Genomic DNA, 17469 nt, shown 5'->3' with positions numbered 1-17469 from the left:
TTTGGCCTGGAGGGTGCTTCTTTTTTGGAGAGCGGCAAGGGGAAGTGCCCCAAGCGAGAGTTTATTAGGACACTCAAGTAACGATCAGCATTCTCTGCTACAGTCCCGTTCAAACCCGCACTGAACGCGGCACGGGATGCTTACATTCAGGGAGGAAAGAACGTGTATCAACGTACTACAGTCCTGGCCATTCTGGCAGAGGCTCAGGAGGTGCCGTGGTCGGCGGGTTCTCGTGGTTCTCACGGGTACAAACTCAAACGATTCAGCGAGGATCTCGTAGAGGTCAAGTGGGTGTACAACGTGAACGCTGGGGGCCCTATCGGGCCTGACACTTACTACGACTTCCAGCGGCGCCGAACTGCGCGATTGGCTTCACTCCTGGAAAAGGGAGGGTGCAGTGTTCTTCCGGTCACCAGCGATATCGATGGGAGTGTAAAGGCACTGCTTACATACCCAAAGAATTTCGAAGGAGCTGCGGAAGATGTCGTTAAGACCCTTCGGGCCACGCTCAGCGCCCTCCACGCGGAGGTGGAACGCCTGGAGGGACATTACGTGGGCTGGCCGCAGCACACGGCGGCGGATAATCCGGTTCTGGAAGCAGCATGGCTCTACGAAACCGTGGCGGAGGTGCAGACAGTTCTCGCATCCGCCACGGTGCGTCATCCTGCGGCGGGCTAGGTATAGCTGCACGCGCGGATAGACGGCAGCGAACCCCCTGACGGATATTTCTTCAGGGGGTTCTCGCATACTCAGAGAGAAGCTCCGGTAAATGACCACCGAGGCAGGTCCTGGAATATCCTCCCGGACCCCGCCCAAGAAGGCTCCGAAGCATCTGTCGGTTCGCATGAACGAGCAGATGACCACAGACCTCGCAACCCTGGCCGAGGCCGGGCTCGACGCCACCAACGCCACCCGTATCGCGCTAGCTTGGCTGGCTCACTGCTACCGCTTCGCATGGCAACTCGGCCACTACCCGCGAGGCATGATTCCGACCGCCATGCGCGTTTCATACTGGCCGCACAAGAAGCCCTTCAGAAGCGTGGGAGCCTGACCCACACACGGGAAGCCTAGCCGCCCCTTCAGGCGACAAGAACCTCACCCGATAGCAGACCGAGTTCGAGAAAGCGGACAGTGGTTACTTACGACGAGTCGTTTCTGAACAACCCATCTCCGGACGTCCTTCGACGGCGTCACCTTGTCCCGCTGGCGAGGTTCGTTGACGACGACATCGCTTCCATGGACTACCCCTCCTGGAGGGCCACCGAGGCCCGGTACGAGTGGCACCCAGAAGAGCGCACGAAGATGGAGGAACTGATCGAGAGCATCCGCTGGGAGGGCCTTCGGGCCAAGGTGGAGATCATGGCCCGGGGCACGACCTTGAACGTGGCCAACGGGCATCACCGCATCGTGGCTCTACGCAACCTCGGATGTACCCATGTTCCGTATCGCTGGTACCGCATGGACAGGCAGCCACTCCATCGCGAGCAGACCTGGTACGAACGCGCGATGCTACCTGCTGTACGAACGGGGCACTGAGTTGCTCCTCACTCCAGTGAGCCCCCGACCACGGGTGCGGTGAAGGATGCGACGGCCACGCGCGACAGGTACTGGCCCTACAAGTCACTCCGCTGACGTGTGTGACACGCGTGTGACGCAGGTCAGCGGAGCGCTCCGCAAGCAGAACACTCCGCAGCGCCCAGGACGGTACGCTCCGATCACGTGGCCGGGCAGCCCCCGTCCACCCACACAACACTGCGTCGGGCAACCCCGGCTGCACATCGAGAAGCCCCGGCCATGCGGCCGGGGCTTCGGCGTTTCCGCAGGTCAGAGCGCAATCTCGAAAGTTGGGTACGAACCTACACCCTGGCGAACCGACTCGTGGGAGTCGATCGCCGACGAGCTCTGCTTCATCTTCGGCCCGATCATCTCCATCGGTCTCTCGACGGCCTGGTTCCCCGAGGCGGGCCCGCTGATCGCCGCCCTGTTCCTGGTGACCGGTGTGTTCTGGCTGACCTCGCAGCGCGCGACCGAGCCCGTCCCGCACCCGCGTGAGCAGCACACGAGCGGCTCGGCGCTGCGCTCCCCCGGGCTCCAGGTACTGGTGGCCACCTTCGTGGCGACCGGCGCGATCTTCGGGGCGGTCGACGTCGTCACGGTGGCCTTCGCCGAGGCGGAGGGCCACAAGGCCGCGGCCAGCCTCGTCCTCGCGGTCTACGCGCTCGGCTCGTGTCTCGCGGGAGCCGTTTTCGGTCTGCTGCACCTCAAGGGCGCCGCCTCCACGAGGTGGCTGGTGGGTGTCTGCGCGATGGCCGTGAGTATGATCCCCCTCCAACTGGCCGGGAACCTTCCCTTTCTGGCCGTGGCGCTCTTTGTCGCGGGCCTTTCCATCGCACCGACGATGGTGACCACCATGGCCCTCGTCGAGCAGCACGTACCGCGCTCCAAGCTGACCGAGGGCATGACCTGGACCAGTACCGGGCTCGCCGTCGGAGTCGCTCTCGGTTCCTCGGCCGCCGGCTGGGTGGTCGACGCGGCGGGGGCGGAAGCGGGGTACGCGGTGCCCGCCGTGGCGGGAGCTCTCGCGGCCGTGGTGGCGGTCCTCGGTTACCGCCGGCTCCGCAGGCCGGTACCGACTCGGGGAGGGCATGGGGCAGATGGCCACCACATCCAGGACGGCGAGCACGTGGCGTAACTGGGCGGGGAATGTCACCGCCCGCCCAGTGCGGGAAGTGACCCCGGCTTCGGTCGACGAGCTTGCCGAGGCGGTCCGCAGGGCCGCCGAGGACGGACTGAGGGTCAAGGCGGTCGGCACCGGCCACTCCTTCACCGCGGTCGCCGCGACCGACGGTGTGCTCATACGCCCCGACCTGCTGACCGGCATTCGCGACATCGACCGCGCGGCCGGAACCGTGACGGTGGAGGCGGGCACCCCGCTCAAGCGCCTGAACGTGGCCCTGGCCCGGGAGGGTCTGTCGCTCACGAACATGGGCGACATCATGGAGCAGACGGTCGCCGGCGCGACCAGCACCGGCACGCACGGCACCGGCCGCGACTCGGCGTCGACCGCCGCGCAGATCCGCGCCCTGGAGCTGGTCACCGCGGACGGCTCGCGGCTGATCTGTTCGGAAAAGGAGAACCCGGAGGTCTTCGCGGCGGCCAGGCTCGGGCTCGGCGCGCTGGGCGTGGTCACGGCGATCACCTTCGCCGTGGAGCCGGTGTTCCTGCTGACCGCCCGCGAGGAGCCGATGGCCTTCGACCGGGTCACCGCCGAGTTCGACCAGCACTTCGCCGAGAACGAACACTTCGAGTTCTACTGGTTCCCGCACACCGGGAACTGCAACACCAAGCGCAACAACCGCAGCGTGGGCCCCGCCGCCCCGCCCGGCAGGGTCAGCGGCTGGGTCGAGGACGAGCTGCTCTCCAATGGCCTCTTCCAGGTGGCCTGTTCGCTCGGCCGGGCCGTGCCGCCCGTGGTGCCCGCGGTCGCCCGGCTCTCCAGCCGGGCCCTGTCCGCCCGTACGTACACGGACATCCCGTACAAGGTCTTCACCAGCCCGCGCCGTGTGCGCTTCCTGGAGATGGAGTACGCGCTCCCCCGGGAGGCCGCGGTCACGGCGCTGCGCGAAGTGAAGGCGATGATCGAGCGCTCGCCGCTGCGCGTCAGCTTCCCGGTGGAGGTCAGGACCGCCCCGGCGGACGACGTGACGCTCTCCACGGCGGCCGGCCGGGAGACGGCGTACATCGCGGCGCACCTGTACAAGGGCACCCCGCACCGGGCGTACTTCACCGCGGTGGAACAGATCATGACCGCGCACGGCGGCCGGCCGCACTGGGGCAAGGCGCACACGCGCGACGCCGAGTACCTGGCCGGGGTCTATCCGCGCTTCGGCGAGTTCACGGCCCTGCGCGACCGACTGGACCCGGACCGGCTGTTCGCCAACGACTATCTGCGGCGGGTCCTGGGCGACTGACTCCGCGCGGGCCGCTCGTGGGGCGAGCGGCCCGCGTGACGGGTGGTCAGGGGACGGGCAGTCACGGGGCTGGCGTGGCGCCGTTCTGCGCGTCCCGCTCGCTGCCGGTTCCGCTGCCACTGCCGCTGTCCGCCGTGCTGCCGGTGCCCTTGTCCGAGTCGTCCGTGTCACCGCCGGTGGAGCCGGACGGTGTCGGGGTCGGCGTGGGGGTCGGTGTGACGGGCTTCGACGGGTCGCCGCCGGTGTCGGGGGGCGACGAGGACGGGTCGGGCGAGGGGGCGCCGCCGCCGGTCCCGGTGCTCTTGTCCGGTGTCGGTTCGCCGCCCGAGCCGGTTTCCGGGCTCGGCGAACCGGTGCCTGGGGCGTCCGACGGCGCGTCGGACGGCGCGTCGGACGGCGGGTCCTTCTTCTGGTCCCTGCCCTGTACGACATTCGAGAATGTCGTGCCCTTGCCGCCGCTGAGGTCGCCGCCCGAGACCAGTTCGAACACCGTGATCCCGCCCATGGCCACCACGAAGACGACGACGGCAGCGATCACGGAGCGCTTCCAGCCCCGGACGCGCGTGCCGTGCGTGGTGCCGTCGGTGAACTCCTCGGCCGTCTCGTCCGGCAGGTCCGCCTTCCACAGCAGCTGCGTACGGTCCGGCGCGCCCGCGATGTCGCTGGGCAGGCCCACCGTGCGCATCACCCGAGTCGCGTCGTCGAACTCCTTCGGATCATGCGGATCGTGTGGGCCGCGCGGATCACGGACCGGGACCTGACGGCCCTTCGGCTTCACCTGGACCGTGACCTCACGGATCTGCTCCCCGGTGCGCCGGAACAGGTGCTGGAAGATCGTGCCGCCGCAGGTCGCCACGACGCTCACCACTCCGGCGCCGATCATCGTCCCGTACACCCCGAGGGTCGACGCCAGCACCGCCGCCGCGACCGCCGCCAGGGCGCTTCCCGCCACCTGCGGCACGCTCAGGTCGAGCCGCGTCTTTTTCTGATCGTTTATGTCAGTTTCCGGCTTACCGCCCATGCCCAGCCTCTGCTTGCCCATCTGTTGCACCTTGCATCAGACAAGGACAATTGGGCGAAGCGAATAGTTCCGTTTCCGGTGATTCTGTGAAGCAGGACACCCCATGGAACGCGCGGCGGCCCCACGGAGAGACGAATCGATTCGTTCAACTCCCGCGCCCCGGAAGAACTTCGGTGGCGCGCCGGTCCACCCCAGTGGCCCGAATGGAGTACTGTGGCGAGCCCTGGGGCCGGTCTCCCACTTGGGCGTCCGGGACCTACGGTAGGGGGCCGGAAAGCGGCACTCGATCCGGCGGCGCCGCGGTTCCGCACGGGCGCCTGCTGCACAGAGTGACGAGTCGGTCACTTTGCGTCGCAAATAGGTAACCGTGCCATAACGGCGGTCCAGGGCTGATGCCCGACACGCCGGGCAACTCGGTAAGGTTGTGGCAGGCTGCACCCGGGCAGGCCACACTCGACTAGCGGAAGCAGCGACGCACGTGACGTCGGCAGGCACCACCCGGGAGGTCCCCATGCCCGAACTGCGTGTCGTGGCCGTCTCCAATGACGGCACACGACTGGTGCTGAAGGCTGCTGACAGCACGGAGTACACGCTTCCGATCGATGAGCGGCTGCGTGCCGCGGTGCGCAACGACCGCGCCCGTCTCGGCCAGATCGAGATCGAGGTCGAGAGCCACCTTCGCCCTCGCGACATCCAGGCACGGATACGTGCGGGTGCCTCCGCCGAGGAAGTCGCCCAGCAGGCCGGCATCCCCGTCGACCGCGTCCGCCGCTTCGAGGGCCCCGTACTCGCCGAGCGCGCGTTCATGGCCGAGCGCGCCAGGAAGACCCCCGTCCGCCGCCCCGGCGAGAACACCGGACCCCAACTCGGCGAGGCGGTGCAGGAGCGACTGCTGCTGCGCGGCGCCGACAAGGAGACCGTCCTGTGGGACTCCTGGCGGCGCGACGACGGCACGTGGGAGGTCCTGCTCGTCTACCGCGTCGCCGGAGAGCCCCACTCCGCGAGCTGGACGTACGACCCGCCGCGACGCCTGGTCCAGGCGGTGGACGGCGAGGCGCGCGCGCTGATCGGCGAGGCGGACGACTCGGCGATGACTGCCTCGCCGGAGCCGAGCTTCCCGTTCGTCCCGCGGATCGCCAGGCTGCCGCGCGATCGGCCGCTGGACCGCACGCTCGACCGGCCGCTGGACCGTGCCCTCGACCGCCAGCTGGAGCGCCAGTTGGAGCGGCCGAGCGCTCCCGCGCCGCCCTCGGCCGCCGAGCCCGAGGAGATCACCGCCAGTGAGCGGGACTCTCTGACCAGCCTGCTGGAGGCCGTGCCGAGCTTCCGGGGCGACCTGGTGGTGCCGGAGCGGCCCGCGCCGCCGCCTGAGCCGCCGAGGGACGAGCCCTCGTCCGCACAGGAGCCCGAGGAGGAGCCCGCCGCCCCGGCGGCCTCCGCCGGGGCCGGATCGGCGTACGCCGATGTGCTCATGCCGCGCGCCGTGGCCGGGCACCGCGACCGGCTCACCGGTACGACGGACCGTCAGGCGGAGGCCGACGGGGTCCGTCCGGGTCGGCGGGCTGCCGTGCCGAGCTGGGACGAGATCGTCTTCGGTACGCGCCGCAAGAAGCAGGACTAGACACCCGCATGAGGAGGTCCCCGTACGCATCGCGTACGGGGACCTCCTCATGCGGGGTGACGTTTCCTCCCCGCCCCTGCCGCTACTGCGGTTCGGGGCCGGTGGCCACCGGGCGCGATCCGTCGGCGGACCACTGCGACCAGGACCCCGCGTACAGCGCCGCCGGGATGCCCGCGACCTCCAGGGCCAGCACCTCGTGGGCTCCCGAGACACCCGAGCCGCAGTACACGCCGACCGCCGCGGCCTTGCCCGCGCCCAGCGCCTCGAAGCGGTCAGCCAGCGCCGCGGCGGGCAGGAGGCGGCCGTCCGGGGCCACATTCTCTGAGGTCGGGGCCGATACCGCGCCCGGGATGTGCCCGCCGACCCGGTCGATCGGTTCCACGTCGCCCCGGTACCGCTCGGCGGCCCTGGCATCGAGCAGCAGGCCACTTCGAGCCAATCCGGCGGCGCCGTCAGCGTCCAGCAGCGGCAGGGAGCCCGGCACCGGGAAGAAGTCGCCGGCTCCGGGAGCCGGGACCTCCGAGTCGACCGGGCCCGTCCAGACGGCGAGACCGCCGTCCAGGACCCGGACGTCCTGGTGGCCCGTCCAGCGCAACAGCCACCACGCGCGCGCCGCGGCCCAGCCCTGGCCGCCGTCGTATACGACCACGGGGGTGTCCGAGCGGACGCCGGCCCGGCGCATCGCCGCGCCGAAGGCCTCGACCTCGGGGAGCGGATGGCGTCCACCTGCTCCGGGCGGCCCGGCGAGCTCTTCGTCCAGGTCCACGAAGGCCGCGCCCGGGATGTGCCCGGCCACGTACGCGGGGAGGCCGTGCTCCCCACCCAGCTGCCAGCGGACGTCCAGGAGGACCGGCGGCCGGTGTCCCGCCAAGTCGCTCGCGAGTTCGGATGCGGTGATGATGGCATTCATGGGTGCCATCCTCGCGCAGCTCCCATGGAGTCCGACACCACGCGACATTGGCGCCGCAATGGACGCGAAATAGCAAATCGGCCAATCTCCTGCGGGAAGCAGCGGAAAACGGCGCGGCCGTGGCGCGTCGCGCGACAGGTGATGCAAGCATCTGCACGGGTGAGTGCCTACAACGGCGCGCCCATGTCCCCGCACGACCACTCCAATGGTCCGAGGAGAACGACGATGACCGAGGCAGCGACCCGGTGGCGCACGCCCGGAGCGCCCTGCTGGGTGAGCCTGATGGTGCACGGCCTGGCGACGACCCAGGAGTTCTACGGAACACTGTTCGGCTGGGAGTTCCGGCCGGGACCGCAGCAGCTCGGCCCGTACGCACGTGCGCTGCTCGACGGCAAGGAGATCGCCGGCATCGGGCAGCTGCCGCGCGACCGACACCTGCCCATCGCGTGGACGCCCTATCTCGCCACCCAGGACGTCGACGCCACGGCCGAGGCGATCAGGAGTTACGGCGGCACGGTCGCAGTGGGCCCGCTCGACGCGGGCGAGGCAGGCAGGCTGGTCCTCGCGTCGGACCCCGCGGGCGCGGTCTTCGGGGTCTGGCAGGCCGCCGCGCATCTGGGCACGGCGCTCGCCGGAACGCACGGCACGCCGACCTGGAACGAGCTGGTGACCCGCGAGACCGCCACGGTCGGCAAGTTCTACCAGGCCGTCTTCGGCTACGAGGTGGAGGCGGTCGTCTCGGCCGACTTCGACTATCTGACCCTGCACGCGGACGGCCGCCCGGTGGCCTCCGTGCACGGGGTGGGCCATGCCCTGCCGCGGGACAGGGGGGCGCACTGGATGACGTACTTCGAGGTCGAGGACACCGATGCGTCGGCGCACCTGGTGACAGAGCTCGGCGGGCACGTACTGAAACCGCCCCGGGAGGGCTCCAGCGGCCGGATGGCGACCGTGGCGGACCCGGAGGGCGCGGTCTTCACGATCGTACGGTCGCCCCGTTGACCCCGGAAGCCCCGGCGACCGGGTCGACGGGCAGTACATCGGGTAGCAGGGCCCCGGCCGACGCCACCGCGGACGTCATCCGGCGCCTGTGGTGGCGTCGGCACAGCACCTCGTAACCGATTTCGTCCGGCAGGTGGTCGACGTCACCGACCACGACCTGGGCGCCCTCGACGACCACCTCGGCGCCGGTCGTCCGCGTGTTGTGCGTGGCCCGCGCGCCGCACCAGCACAGCGCCTCGACCTGCAGCACCTCCACCCGGTCGGCCAGCTCGACCAGGCGTTGCGAGCCCGGGAAGAGTTTGGAGCGGAAGCCGGTGGTGATACCGAAGGCGAAGACGTCGATGTCCAGGTCGTCGACAGTGCGGGCGAGCTGGTCGATCCGATCGGGGTCGAGGAACTGTGCCTCGTCCACGATCAGGTAGTCGGCGCGACTGAAGTTTCACCGTAACCACGAAGGATGGCGGGACGTGGCAACCCACTGTTCTGCTCGGCCTGATCGCGTTGTGCTTTGGTGCGACGATCGTGTTCAGCCGCCTGGTCAGGGCTGTTTCAAAGTCGGCGGATCGATAAGGCTCTGGCCCAGTGCGACGCCGAGCGCAGACCGCAGGTGGCAGCGATTCAGGAGGTCTCGCGGCAGAGCCTCCGCTGGTGGCACACCCTTGAGCAGCGTTGAGGAAGGCTTGACCTCGGTCGACTGGCCTGGTCGCTGATCACGAGGACCGCACAGTTCTCTCTCGATGTTCTGCGCAGCAGCGACGCGGAGCTGGCCGACGTTCTGTTGCGAGAGGGAGCCGCCCCGAGGGCGTCAGCGCCTCTGGGCCCCGAGGTGCGCGTACGCCCGGCCTACCCCGACAGCGAGTCCACGAACTCATCTCAGCCACAGGCGACGGCGATGTGACGGTGGCATGGGAATGCGGTCTCAACGCAGCCGAGCGGCTGGCACTCATCGTTGCCTTGCAGGCAGTACGGGAGCCCGTGCACTTGACCGGCCTCGGCCGAACCGTGTTGCGGTCACCCGTGGACGAAGAGTCGTGGGCCGAAAGCCAAGTGGTCGCCGGACGAGCCAGCCACATCTGTTGACAGTGCGGGTGGCCGCTCCCCCTGGACGAGAGGTGGCCACCCGGAGTGTCCTACCGCGACATCGCGGACCGTTTCAGGCGTCGACCGGGGTTGCGGGGCAACGCCGGGTGTATCCGCGGAAGCGGTAGCGCAGCCCGGCAGTCGAGGACTGCCAGTCTGTGTCCTCGCTGACGACCCACGTCGAGTCCGGTGTCGGGGCATAGGTGTCGCCGTCCAGCGTCACCTCGACCTCAGTCACCGAGAGCGTCGTGGCGTATGCCAGGGCGGCCCGGTAGATCTCACCGCCGCCGATCACCCACACCGTGGCAGGGGCGGCCCGCTCCGACGGGTCGGCTGCGAGTTGCAGCGCCTCGATGATGGACCCGGCACGCTCCGTACCTTCGGCCGCCCACTGGGGATCGCGCGTCACCACGATGTTGCACCTCCCGGTCAAGGGACGGAATCGCGCAGGCAGCGAATCCCACGTCTTGCGCCCCATCACCACCGCACTACCGAGGGTGGTCGCCTTGAAGTGAGCCATGTCCTCGGGCACCCGCCACGGAATCGCATTGTCCGCGCCGATCACGCCATCGAGGGTCTGTGCCCAGATGAGCCCGACGTTCATACCGCGACCGGGGCCTTGATGGCCGGGTGGTGCTGGTAGTCGAGCATCTCCACATCGGAGTGAGCGTAGTCGAAAAGCGAATCGGCCTGGCGCAGACGCAGTTCGGGGAATGCGAACGGGGCGCGCGACAGCTGCTCCGTAACCTGCTCGACGTGGTTGTCGTAGATGTGGCAGTCACCGCCGGTCCAGACGAAGTCGCCCGGTGTGAGGCCGGCCTGCTGCGCCACCATGTGCGTCAGCAGGGCGTAGCTGGCGATGTTGAACGGCACGCCGAGAAACAGATCCGCACTGCGCTGGTACAGCTGGCAGGAGAGCTTGCCGTCCGCGACGTAGAACTGGAAGAAGGCGTGGCACGGCGCGAGCGCCATCTTGTCCAGCTCGGCAACGTTCCAGGCGGAGACGATCATCCGGCGGGAGTCCGGGTCGCTGCGCAGAATGGCGAGAACCTCGCTGATCTGGTCGATGTGCCGACCGTCGGGGTGGGGCCAGGAACGCCACTGCACGCCGTAGACGGGGCCGAGCTCACCGTTTGTGTCGGCCCACTCGTCCCAGATCGAGACGCCGTGCTCATGCAGCCAGTTGATGTTCGAGTCGCCGCGCAGGAACCACAGCAGCTCGTACACGATGGACCTGAGGTGCACCTTCTTGGTGGTGACCAGGGGGAAGCCCTGCGAGAGGTCGTAGCGTAGCTGGTGCCCGAAGACACTTCGGGTTCCGGTGCCCGTCCGGTCGGACTTGGCCGTCCCCGAGGTAAGCACCAACTGCAACAGGTCTTCGTACTGGGTGTCTGACACGACCAATGAGTCTAGTAGCCAGGGCCCGTACGTGACGACCCGGCTCCACTTCTAGGCGTGAGCATGTAAAACGCCAATTTCAAGCCAACGTCCGGCGCTCGGGGTTTTACTGACCCTGAGAGGCTCAGTGGACGAAGAACCTACTGGGCACTACGTACATGTGGCTGAGCAAGACTGCCTGGCACCACGAAGTCCATGGCAACCTGCCACGCCCGCGCAGCCAGCAGACCATTTGACCAGCTACACAAAGCACCTGACTACCCATCAGAACGAGCGTCAGGATGCCCCGGAGAGCGTCATTTCAGCGTCAAGATATCGCCCGCGACGCCCACACCGCACACCACCCGAACCTGCAGGTCAGGCACCCTTTGCGATGGGTTCAAGGATCACAACGCACTCCACGTGGTGCGCCATCGGGAACAGGTCGATCGGGGCCCAGATGATCAGTCCCTGACGGCCTCACCGTTCGAGGCCGTCACGAAAAACGAGTGTGATCGGTCGACGTCAGGCTGAACCAACCTGGCGCCGCCAACAAATTGCATTTTGGCATTTCATATCCCCAGGTCAGCGACGTGGTGGTTCATACACCGAAGCGGAACTCCACCACGCGGCACAGCTCCACAGCCGCCCACAAGATCTGGCGTCAAGCCGACGACACCGGCAAAACATCCGGCGACAGTGCGCCCACGCGAGCGGACGCAGCAGTCATACGGCGTCGATGGTGACGGCGGCAGAGAACCTCGTAACCGATTTCACCCGCCGGGCGGTTCACGTCGCCGACCACGACCTGAGCCCCCTCGACGACCATCGCACCTTCTATGGTCCGCGCGTTGTGCGTGGCACGGGCTCCACACCAGCAGAGAGCCTCAACTTGAAGCTGCTCGACGCGGTCCGCCAACTCGATCAGTCGCTGCGAACCAGGAAACAACCTCGTGCGAAAGTCCGTCGTGATACCGAAAGCGAAGACGTCCACCTCCAAGTCGTCCACGACGCGAGCCAGCTGATCAATCTGGGCCAGAGCCAGGAACTGCGCCTCGTCCACGATCACGTAGTCGACCCTGCCGCCCTTGGTCAGCTGAGCAACCAGGTACGCGTACAGGTCCATCCCCTCGTTCGCCTCGACCGCCTCCGTCACCAGACCCAGCCGTGAAGACAACTTGCCCTCACCCGCCCGGTCGTCCCGGGTGAAGATCACGCCCTGGAGCCCCCGCGCCGACCGATTATGCCCGATTTGGAGCGCCAAAGTACTCTTCCCGCAATCCATAGTTCCGGAGAAAAATACCAATTCGGACATGATGCGGCGGTGACCTTTCCAGACGGACAGAGGGCGGGAGGGCGGGAGGGCGACGGAGCTCGACACCTGACGTGGCTAATGAACAAGCAAGTTGGTGCTCTTTCCGCAGTCCATCGTTCCGGGGAAGAACACCAGCTCAGGCATGAGGAGTTGAGGGCCTTTCAGATCTGCGCGGGTCGAGCCTCTATCGGCGGGGGCCGGTCACGAACGTACTTCGAGGAGCGGCACGAGCTGCTCGGCGGGGGTCATGGAGCCGTGCATGCCCACCATGACGGACTCGCGCGGCTCCTTGCGCGACGCGGTGATCACCACGTCGGCGTGGGCCGCCGCGACGACATCGCCGATCCGCCCGTACACCCGCTCGTCGATCCGCGGACCGAACCAGCCCGCCGCGATCGCCTCGTCCTTGCTCGCCACCCAGAACTGCTCGCCGAGCACCTCGCGCCAGACGGCGAGCACATCCGCCTCGGCGCCCTGGACGGCGTACACATGGCGGGCCCTGCCCTCGCCGCCGAGCAGCGCGACGCCGGCGCTGAGCTCCCAGTCCTCGTCGAAGTCGATGCGCGACTCCTCGTCGAAGGCGATGTCGATCATGCCGTGGTCGGAGGTGACATAGAGGGCGGCGCGGGGCGGCAGCTGCTCGGCGAGGCGCCGGACGAGCCCGTCGACGTACATCAGCTGACCGCGCCAGGCGTCGGAGTCGATGCCGAAGCGGTGGCCCTTGCCGTCGACCTCGCTGTAGTACGTGTAGACCAGCGAGCGGTCGCCCGCGGCCAGTTGGGTGGCTGCGAGGTCCATCCGGTCCTCGCCGCTGAGCTTGCCGCGGAAGGTGCCGCCGCTGAGCGCGACCTTGGTCAGCGGGGTGTGCTGGAAGTCCGGGGCGGACACCTGGGCGGTGTGCACACCCGCGGCGTCGGCGAGCTGGAAGACCGTCGGGTACGGCTGCCAGACGTGCGGGTCGGCCCACGGCTTCCAGCGGAGCTGGTTCATGAGCGCGCCCGTGTCCGGGTTACGGACGGTGTAGCCCGTCAGGCCGTGCGCGCCGGGCGGCAGGCCGGTGCCGACCGAGGCGAGCGAGGTCGCGGTGGTGGCGGGGAAGCCCGCGGTGAGCGGACGGCCGGTGCCGCCGCGGGAGGTGGCGAGGAGGGACGTGAGATACGGCGCCTCGTCCGGGTGGGCCTTGATCTGCTCCCAGCCGAGCCCGTCGATCAGGAAGACGCAGTTGCGGTCGGCGGGCGTCAGCTCGGGGATCGCGGCGCTCGTGCCTGGTACGTCCATGCCGGCCGCGAGCGTGGGCAGCAGGTCGGCGAGCGAGCCGCTGCCGTACGCCGGGACGGGGGCGGAGCCGAGGTCGAGCGGAACCGGTTCTGACCAGGCGGGCAGCGCCATCAGCGGTCGGCCGCCGCGGTCGCTTCGGAGAGCGACTGGGCGAACGTGAGTGTCTGGCGGACGGTGTCCGGGCCGTCGCCGGCCTCGCTGACGCGCAGGCTCAGGTCGTCGGCGGTGGTGCTGCCGGTGTAGCCGTGGTCCGCCTCGCAGTTGGGGTCGCCGCAGGCGGCGGGCTCCAGGTCGATGCGGGAGACGGCGCCCCAGCCGATGGTCAGGACGACCTCGCGGGGCAGAGTGCCGGGGGTGTACGACTCCGGGTTGGCGACCACCCGGCTGACCACGACCGACGAGATCCGGTCGAGCTTCACGGACTCGGTGGAGGTGGTGGCGTACGGCGTCGGGGAGGTCGTGTCGGCGGCCTGCTCGTCGGTGTGGCTGACGATGAAGCGCTTGCCGGTCAGGACCAGGACCGTGCAATGGCGGCGCACCTCGTTGGAGTCGAAGGTCGTCTCCTGGTGCACGAGGTACGACGAGACCGGCTCACCGCCGACAGCGGCCTCCACCGCTTCGGCCACAAGAGCCGGGTAGTAGCCGCTGCGCTCGATCGCCGTGCGCAGCCCCTGAGTCGTCGTACCGGTCTTAGCCATACCCTCCATCCTACGGGGCTCCGGGGCCCCACCGGCTCGTCAGTAACTGGGGAGACGGCGGGGCCCGAGGTCGTCACGGGCGGGCGGGGGTGCGAGCCGGACGGTCGCGCCGAGGACGGACAGGCCGTGCGGGGCGACGACCACGGGCTCCAGTGCGATGCCGATCACTTCGGGGTGATCGTCGACCAGCAGTGAGACCCTCAGCAGCAGCTCTTCGAGAGCCGCCGTGTCGACGGGGGCGGAGCCCCGCCAGCCGAAGAGCAGCGGGGCGGTGCGGATCGACCTGATCAGTTCGGCGGCGTCCCGGTCGGTGGCCGGGACGAGCCGGTGCGCGGTGTCGCCGAGCAGCTCGGACGCGGCCCCGGCGAGACCGAAGGAGAGGACCGCGCCCGCCGCCGGGTCGATGGCGGCCCGTACGACGGTGTCGACGCCGCGCGGGGCCATGGCCTGGACGACCGGCTGGAGCTCGCCCGGCTTGCCGAGGGCGTCCGTCAACTCGCCGTAGGCGCGGCGCAGTTCCTGTTCAGTGGCGAGATCGAGGCGTACGCCGCCTAGGTCGGGGCGGTGGCGCAGGTGCGGGGCTGTGGTCTTGAGCGCGACAGGGTAGCCGAGCCGCCCGGCTGCGGCGACCGCCGCGTCGGGGGTCGGGGCGGGCAGGGCCGGCCGTACGTGGATTCCGTACCGTTCGAGCAGGACGCGGGCGTCGTCGCCCGTCAGGGGCAGCCCCCTCGGGTCGGCGTCCTCGCCCAGCACCGCGGTGATCTGCGCGGCGGCGCCGGCCTCGTCGATGTCGTCGTACTGGGGCACCCGCCCCGGCTCGGCGGCCTGCCGCCGCCACTGCGCGTACCTGACGGCCTCGGCGAGCGCCCGGACGGCCCGCTCGGCGGCGGGGTAGGCCGGGATGCGGCGGGTCCGGCCGGGCTCCTGGTCGGTGACTGCCCCTCCCCCGGATCCGTCGGAGGGCGCGGTGCCCGGCGGCGTGGGGCCGCCGGCCGACGGAGCCGCGGCGGCCGGGGCATTGGCCGAGGCGCCCGCGGTGGCTGTCGGCGCCGGGCCCGCGGGCGGGCCTGCCGGTGCCGGGGGAATCGGTGCGGCGCCGACGGGGGGCCGCAGGCCTGTCCCCGGGCGGCTGCCCGGCTCCGCCGCGCGTCCCGGGCCCGTCTGGCGGGCGGTGCTCGTCGCCGCCGACAGCGCCTCCGCCAAACCGCCGATCTCCACGTGGACCACCGCCACGGGCTTCGCCGGAGCAGTCGCGGCGGCTTCGCGCAGGACGCCGGCCAGGACCTCGCCGTCGCCCGATTCCGTCGTGCCGTTGTCACCCACCCAAGGGATCGCCGTCACGACGACCGCGTCGCACGCCGGATCGGCGAGTGCCTCCGCGAGCGCCGCGCGGAAGTCCGCCGGTGTCGCGCCCGTCGTCAGGTCCAGCGGCGGCAGCGGGCGCAGCCCCTCGGTCAGGCAGGCGTCGTAGGTGAGGAGCCCCAGGGACTCGGAGTTCCCGAGGATCGCGACCCGCGGGCCCGCCGGGAGGGGCTGCCCGGCCAGCAGCAGTCCCGCGTCGACGAGCTCGGTGACGGTGTCGACGCGGATGACCCCGGCCTGGCGCAGCAGCGCGGAAACCGTGGCGTCCGGAATGCGGGTCACGGGCACCGCGTGGCCCGGCGGGGCGCTGCCGCTGTGCCGGGCGCCCTTGACAACGACGACCGGCTTCACGACCGCCGTACGCCGGGCGAGGCGGGTGAACTTGCGCGGGTTGCCGATGGACTCCAGGTAGAGGAGGACGACATCGGTGTCGGGGTCCTCGTACCCGTACTGGAGGAAGTCGTTGCCGGAGACGTCCGCGCGGTTGCCGGACGAGATGAACGAGGACAGGCCCGCGCCGCGCCGGTAGAGCCCGGCGAGCAGCGCGATGCCGATCGCGCCCGACTGGGTGAACAGGCCGATGCGGCCCGCGGCGGGCGGTTCGGGCGCCAGCGAGGCGTTGAGCCGGACGGCGGGCGAGGTGTTGATGATGCCGAAGGCGTTGGGTCCGATGATGCGCATGCCGTACGAGCGGGCCTGGCGCACCAGTTCCCGCTGCCGTTCGCGCCCCGCCGCGCCACTCTCGGCGTAACCGGCGGAAAGGACGACCAGCCCCTGGACCCCGTGCTCGCCGCAGTCCGCGACGACCTCGGGGACCCGCTCGGCCGGTACGGCGACGACGGCGAGGTCAACGGTCTCTCCGATGTCGCCGACGGAGCGGTGGGCGGGCACGCCGTCCACCGCGGTGAGGTCGTCGGGGAAGGCGTCGTTCACGGCGTACGTGCGCCCGGCGAACCCGGCGGCGAGCAGGTTGCGCAGGACCGTGCGGCCCACGCCGCCCGGTGCGCGCCCGGCGCCGATGACGGCGACCGAGCCGGGGGCGAGGAGGCGCTGCACGGAGCGGGACTCGGCCCGGTGCTCGCGAGCGCGCTGCACGGCCAGCGAGCGGTCGGTCGGCTCCAGGTCGAATTCGAGGCGTACGACGCCGTCCTCGAAGCTGCGCTTCTGGGTGTACCCCGCGTCCGTGAAGACCTTGATCATCTTGGAGTTGGCGGGCAGCACCTCGGCGGCGAACCGCCGGATCCCGCGCTCGCGGGCGACCGCCCCGATGTGTTCGAGGAGGGCGGAGGCGACACCACGGCCCTGGTGGGCGTCCTGGACGAGGAAGGCCACCTCGGCCTGGTCCGCGTCCGGGCCCGATGCGGGGCGGCCCTCCTCGTTGATGCGGTCGAACCGCACGGTGGCGATGAACTCGCCGCCCACCGTGGCCGCGAGGCCCACCCGGTCGACGTAGTCGTGATGGGTGAAACGGTGGACGTCCTTGTCGGACAGCCGGGGGTAGGGCGCGAAGAAACGGTAGTACTTCGACTCGTCCGACACCTGCTCGTAGAAGCTGACCAGGCGCTGTGCGTCGTCGGCCGTGATGGGCCGGATCCGCGCCGTACCTCCGTCGCGCAGCACGACATCGGCTTCCCAGTGAGCCGGGTACGCATGGTGCCCGTTTTGGTCCAGCACGGCCTGCTCCAGCGGGGGCTGCATGAGGGCAGCCTACGGGTCGCGGGCGCACAGGGGGCGGGGCAGGCTGAGGAAGGCCGATCGCCTCCCGCACAGGGGCCGGAGGTGGGGTCACCGCAGTCCGCACGCCGTGAGAGACTGGTCTAGACAACCGTTGGAA

14 protein-coding genes and 2 pseudogenes are annotated in these 17469 nt (G+C 69.7%); 7 read left to right on the top strand and 9 right to left on the bottom strand.

What is annotated here, in order from left to right; genetic code table 11:
- The first annotated feature begins 162 nt into the window (after positions 1 to 162).
- The 5 genes and pseudogenes from QMK30_RS15920 to QMK30_RS15900 all read left to right on the top strand — a co-directional run bounded on the left by QMK30_RS15920 (position 163) and on the right by QMK30_RS15900 (position 3971).
- Positions 163 to 678: a hypothetical protein gene (locus QMK30_RS15920; protein WP_283518634.1), complete on the top strand. Its 516-nt coding sequence runs from the start codon at positions 163 to 165 to the stop codon at positions 676 to 678.
- Between the two features lie 91 nt (positions 679 to 769).
- Positions 770 to 1051 (top strand): hypothetical protein, encoded by a 282-nt coding sequence (locus QMK30_RS15915; protein WP_283518633.1) that lies wholly within the window; start codon positions 770 to 772, stop codon positions 1049 to 1051.
- A 185-nt stretch (positions 1052 to 1236) separates the two neighbouring features.
- Positions 1237 to 1536, top strand: a complete 300-nt coding sequence (locus tag QMK30_RS15910; protein WP_283518630.1) for a ParB N-terminal domain-containing protein — start codon at positions 1237 to 1239, stop codon at positions 1534 to 1536.
- Positions 1537 to 1876: 340 nt separating this feature from the next.
- A pseudogene (locus tag QMK30_RS15905) lies at positions 1877 to 2692 on the top strand (MFS transporter); the annotation flags it as partial.
- Entirely contained in the window at positions 2655 to 3971 is a 1317-nt protein-coding gene (locus QMK30_RS15900) for a D-arabinono-1,4-lactone oxidase (protein WP_283518629.1), read from the top strand. The pseudogene QMK30_RS15905 and the gene QMK30_RS15900, both read left to right, overlap by 38 nt.
- A gap of 61 nt (positions 3972 to 4032) precedes the next feature.
- On the opposite strand, the gene QMK30_RS15895 is transcribed toward QMK30_RS15900, so the two are convergent.
- Positions 4033 to 5013: a hypothetical protein gene (locus QMK30_RS15895; RefSeq protein WP_283518628.1), complete on the bottom strand. Its 981-nt coding sequence runs from the start codon at positions 5011 to 5013 to the stop codon at positions 4033 to 4035.
- Between the two features lie 490 nt (positions 5014 to 5503).
- Here QMK30_RS15895 and sepH point away from each other — a divergent pair, with 490 nt between their 5' ends.
- Complete coding sequence (sepH, locus tag QMK30_RS15890) at positions 5504 to 6613, top strand: septation protein SepH (RefSeq protein ID WP_283518627.1); 1110 nt, start codon at positions 5504 to 5506, stop codon at positions 6611 to 6613.
- An 82-nt stretch (positions 6614 to 6695) separates the two neighbouring features.
- Here the strand turns inward: sepH and QMK30_RS15885 are convergent, their stop codons facing one another.
- Positions 6696 to 7523: a sulfurtransferase gene (locus QMK30_RS15885; RefSeq protein WP_283518625.1), complete on the bottom strand. Its 828-nt coding sequence runs from the start codon at positions 7521 to 7523 to the stop codon at positions 6696 to 6698.
- 225 nt (positions 7524 to 7748) lie between these two features.
- Between QMK30_RS15885 and QMK30_RS15880 the strand changes: the two genes are divergently transcribed.
- The gene (locus QMK30_RS15880) at positions 7749 to 8525 is read left to right on the top strand and encodes a VOC family protein (protein WP_283518624.1); all 777 of its coding nucleotides are present in this window, start codon (positions 7749 to 7751) and stop codon (positions 8523 to 8525) included.
- On the opposite strand, the pseudogene QMK30_RS15875 reads toward QMK30_RS15880, so the two are convergent.
- The 7 genes and pseudogenes from QMK30_RS15875 to QMK30_RS15845 all read right to left on the bottom strand — a co-directional run.
- A pseudogene (locus QMK30_RS15875) lies at positions 8500 to 8955 on the bottom strand (thymidine kinase); the annotation flags it as partial. The gene QMK30_RS15880 and the pseudogene QMK30_RS15875 sit on opposite strands and share 26 nt — an antisense overlap.
- 723 nt (positions 8956 to 9678) lie before the next feature.
- Positions 9679 to 10209: a dihydrofolate reductase gene (locus QMK30_RS15870; protein WP_283518622.1), complete on the bottom strand. Its 531-nt coding sequence runs from the start codon at positions 10207 to 10209 to the stop codon at positions 9679 to 9681.
- A complete protein-coding gene (locus QMK30_RS15865; RefSeq protein WP_283518620.1) occupies positions 10206 to 11003 on the bottom strand; it encodes a thymidylate synthase in 798 nt (265 codons plus the stop codon). Before QMK30_RS15865 ends, QMK30_RS15870 begins: the two co-directional genes overlap by 4 nt.
- 643 nt (positions 11004 to 11646) lie before the next feature.
- The gene (locus QMK30_RS15860) at positions 11647 to 12297 is read right to left on the bottom strand and encodes a thymidine kinase (RefSeq protein ID WP_283518618.1); all 651 of its coding nucleotides are present in this window, start codon (positions 12295 to 12297) and stop codon (positions 11647 to 11649) included.
- Between the two features lie 201 nt (positions 12298 to 12498).
- Positions 12499 to 13686, bottom strand: a complete 1188-nt coding sequence (locus QMK30_RS15855) for an alkaline phosphatase family protein (RefSeq protein ID WP_283518616.1) — start codon at positions 13684 to 13686, stop codon at positions 12499 to 12501.
- Positions 13686 to 14273, bottom strand: a complete 588-nt coding sequence (locus QMK30_RS15850; RefSeq protein WP_283518615.1) for a DUF5998 family protein — start codon at positions 14271 to 14273, stop codon at positions 13686 to 13688. The genes QMK30_RS15855 and QMK30_RS15850 overlap by 1 nt, the downstream gene beginning before the upstream one ends.
- A 39-nt stretch (positions 14274 to 14312) precedes the next feature.
- Positions 14313 to 17333: a bifunctional acetate--CoA ligase family protein/GNAT family N-acetyltransferase gene (locus QMK30_RS15845; protein WP_283518613.1), complete on the bottom strand. Its 3021-nt coding sequence runs from the start codon at positions 17331 to 17333 to the stop codon at positions 14313 to 14315.
- Positions 17334 to 17469 lie beyond the last annotated feature (136 nt).

This window comes from Streptomyces sp. H27-C3, assembly GCF_030063415.1.
In the GTDB taxonomy this organism is placed as follows: Bacteria; Actinomycetota; Actinomycetes; order Streptomycetales; family Streptomycetaceae; genus Streptomyces.
The sequence above is the reverse complement of the archived record's forward strand: the minus strand, read 5'-3'. Positions and strand labels throughout refer to the sequence as shown.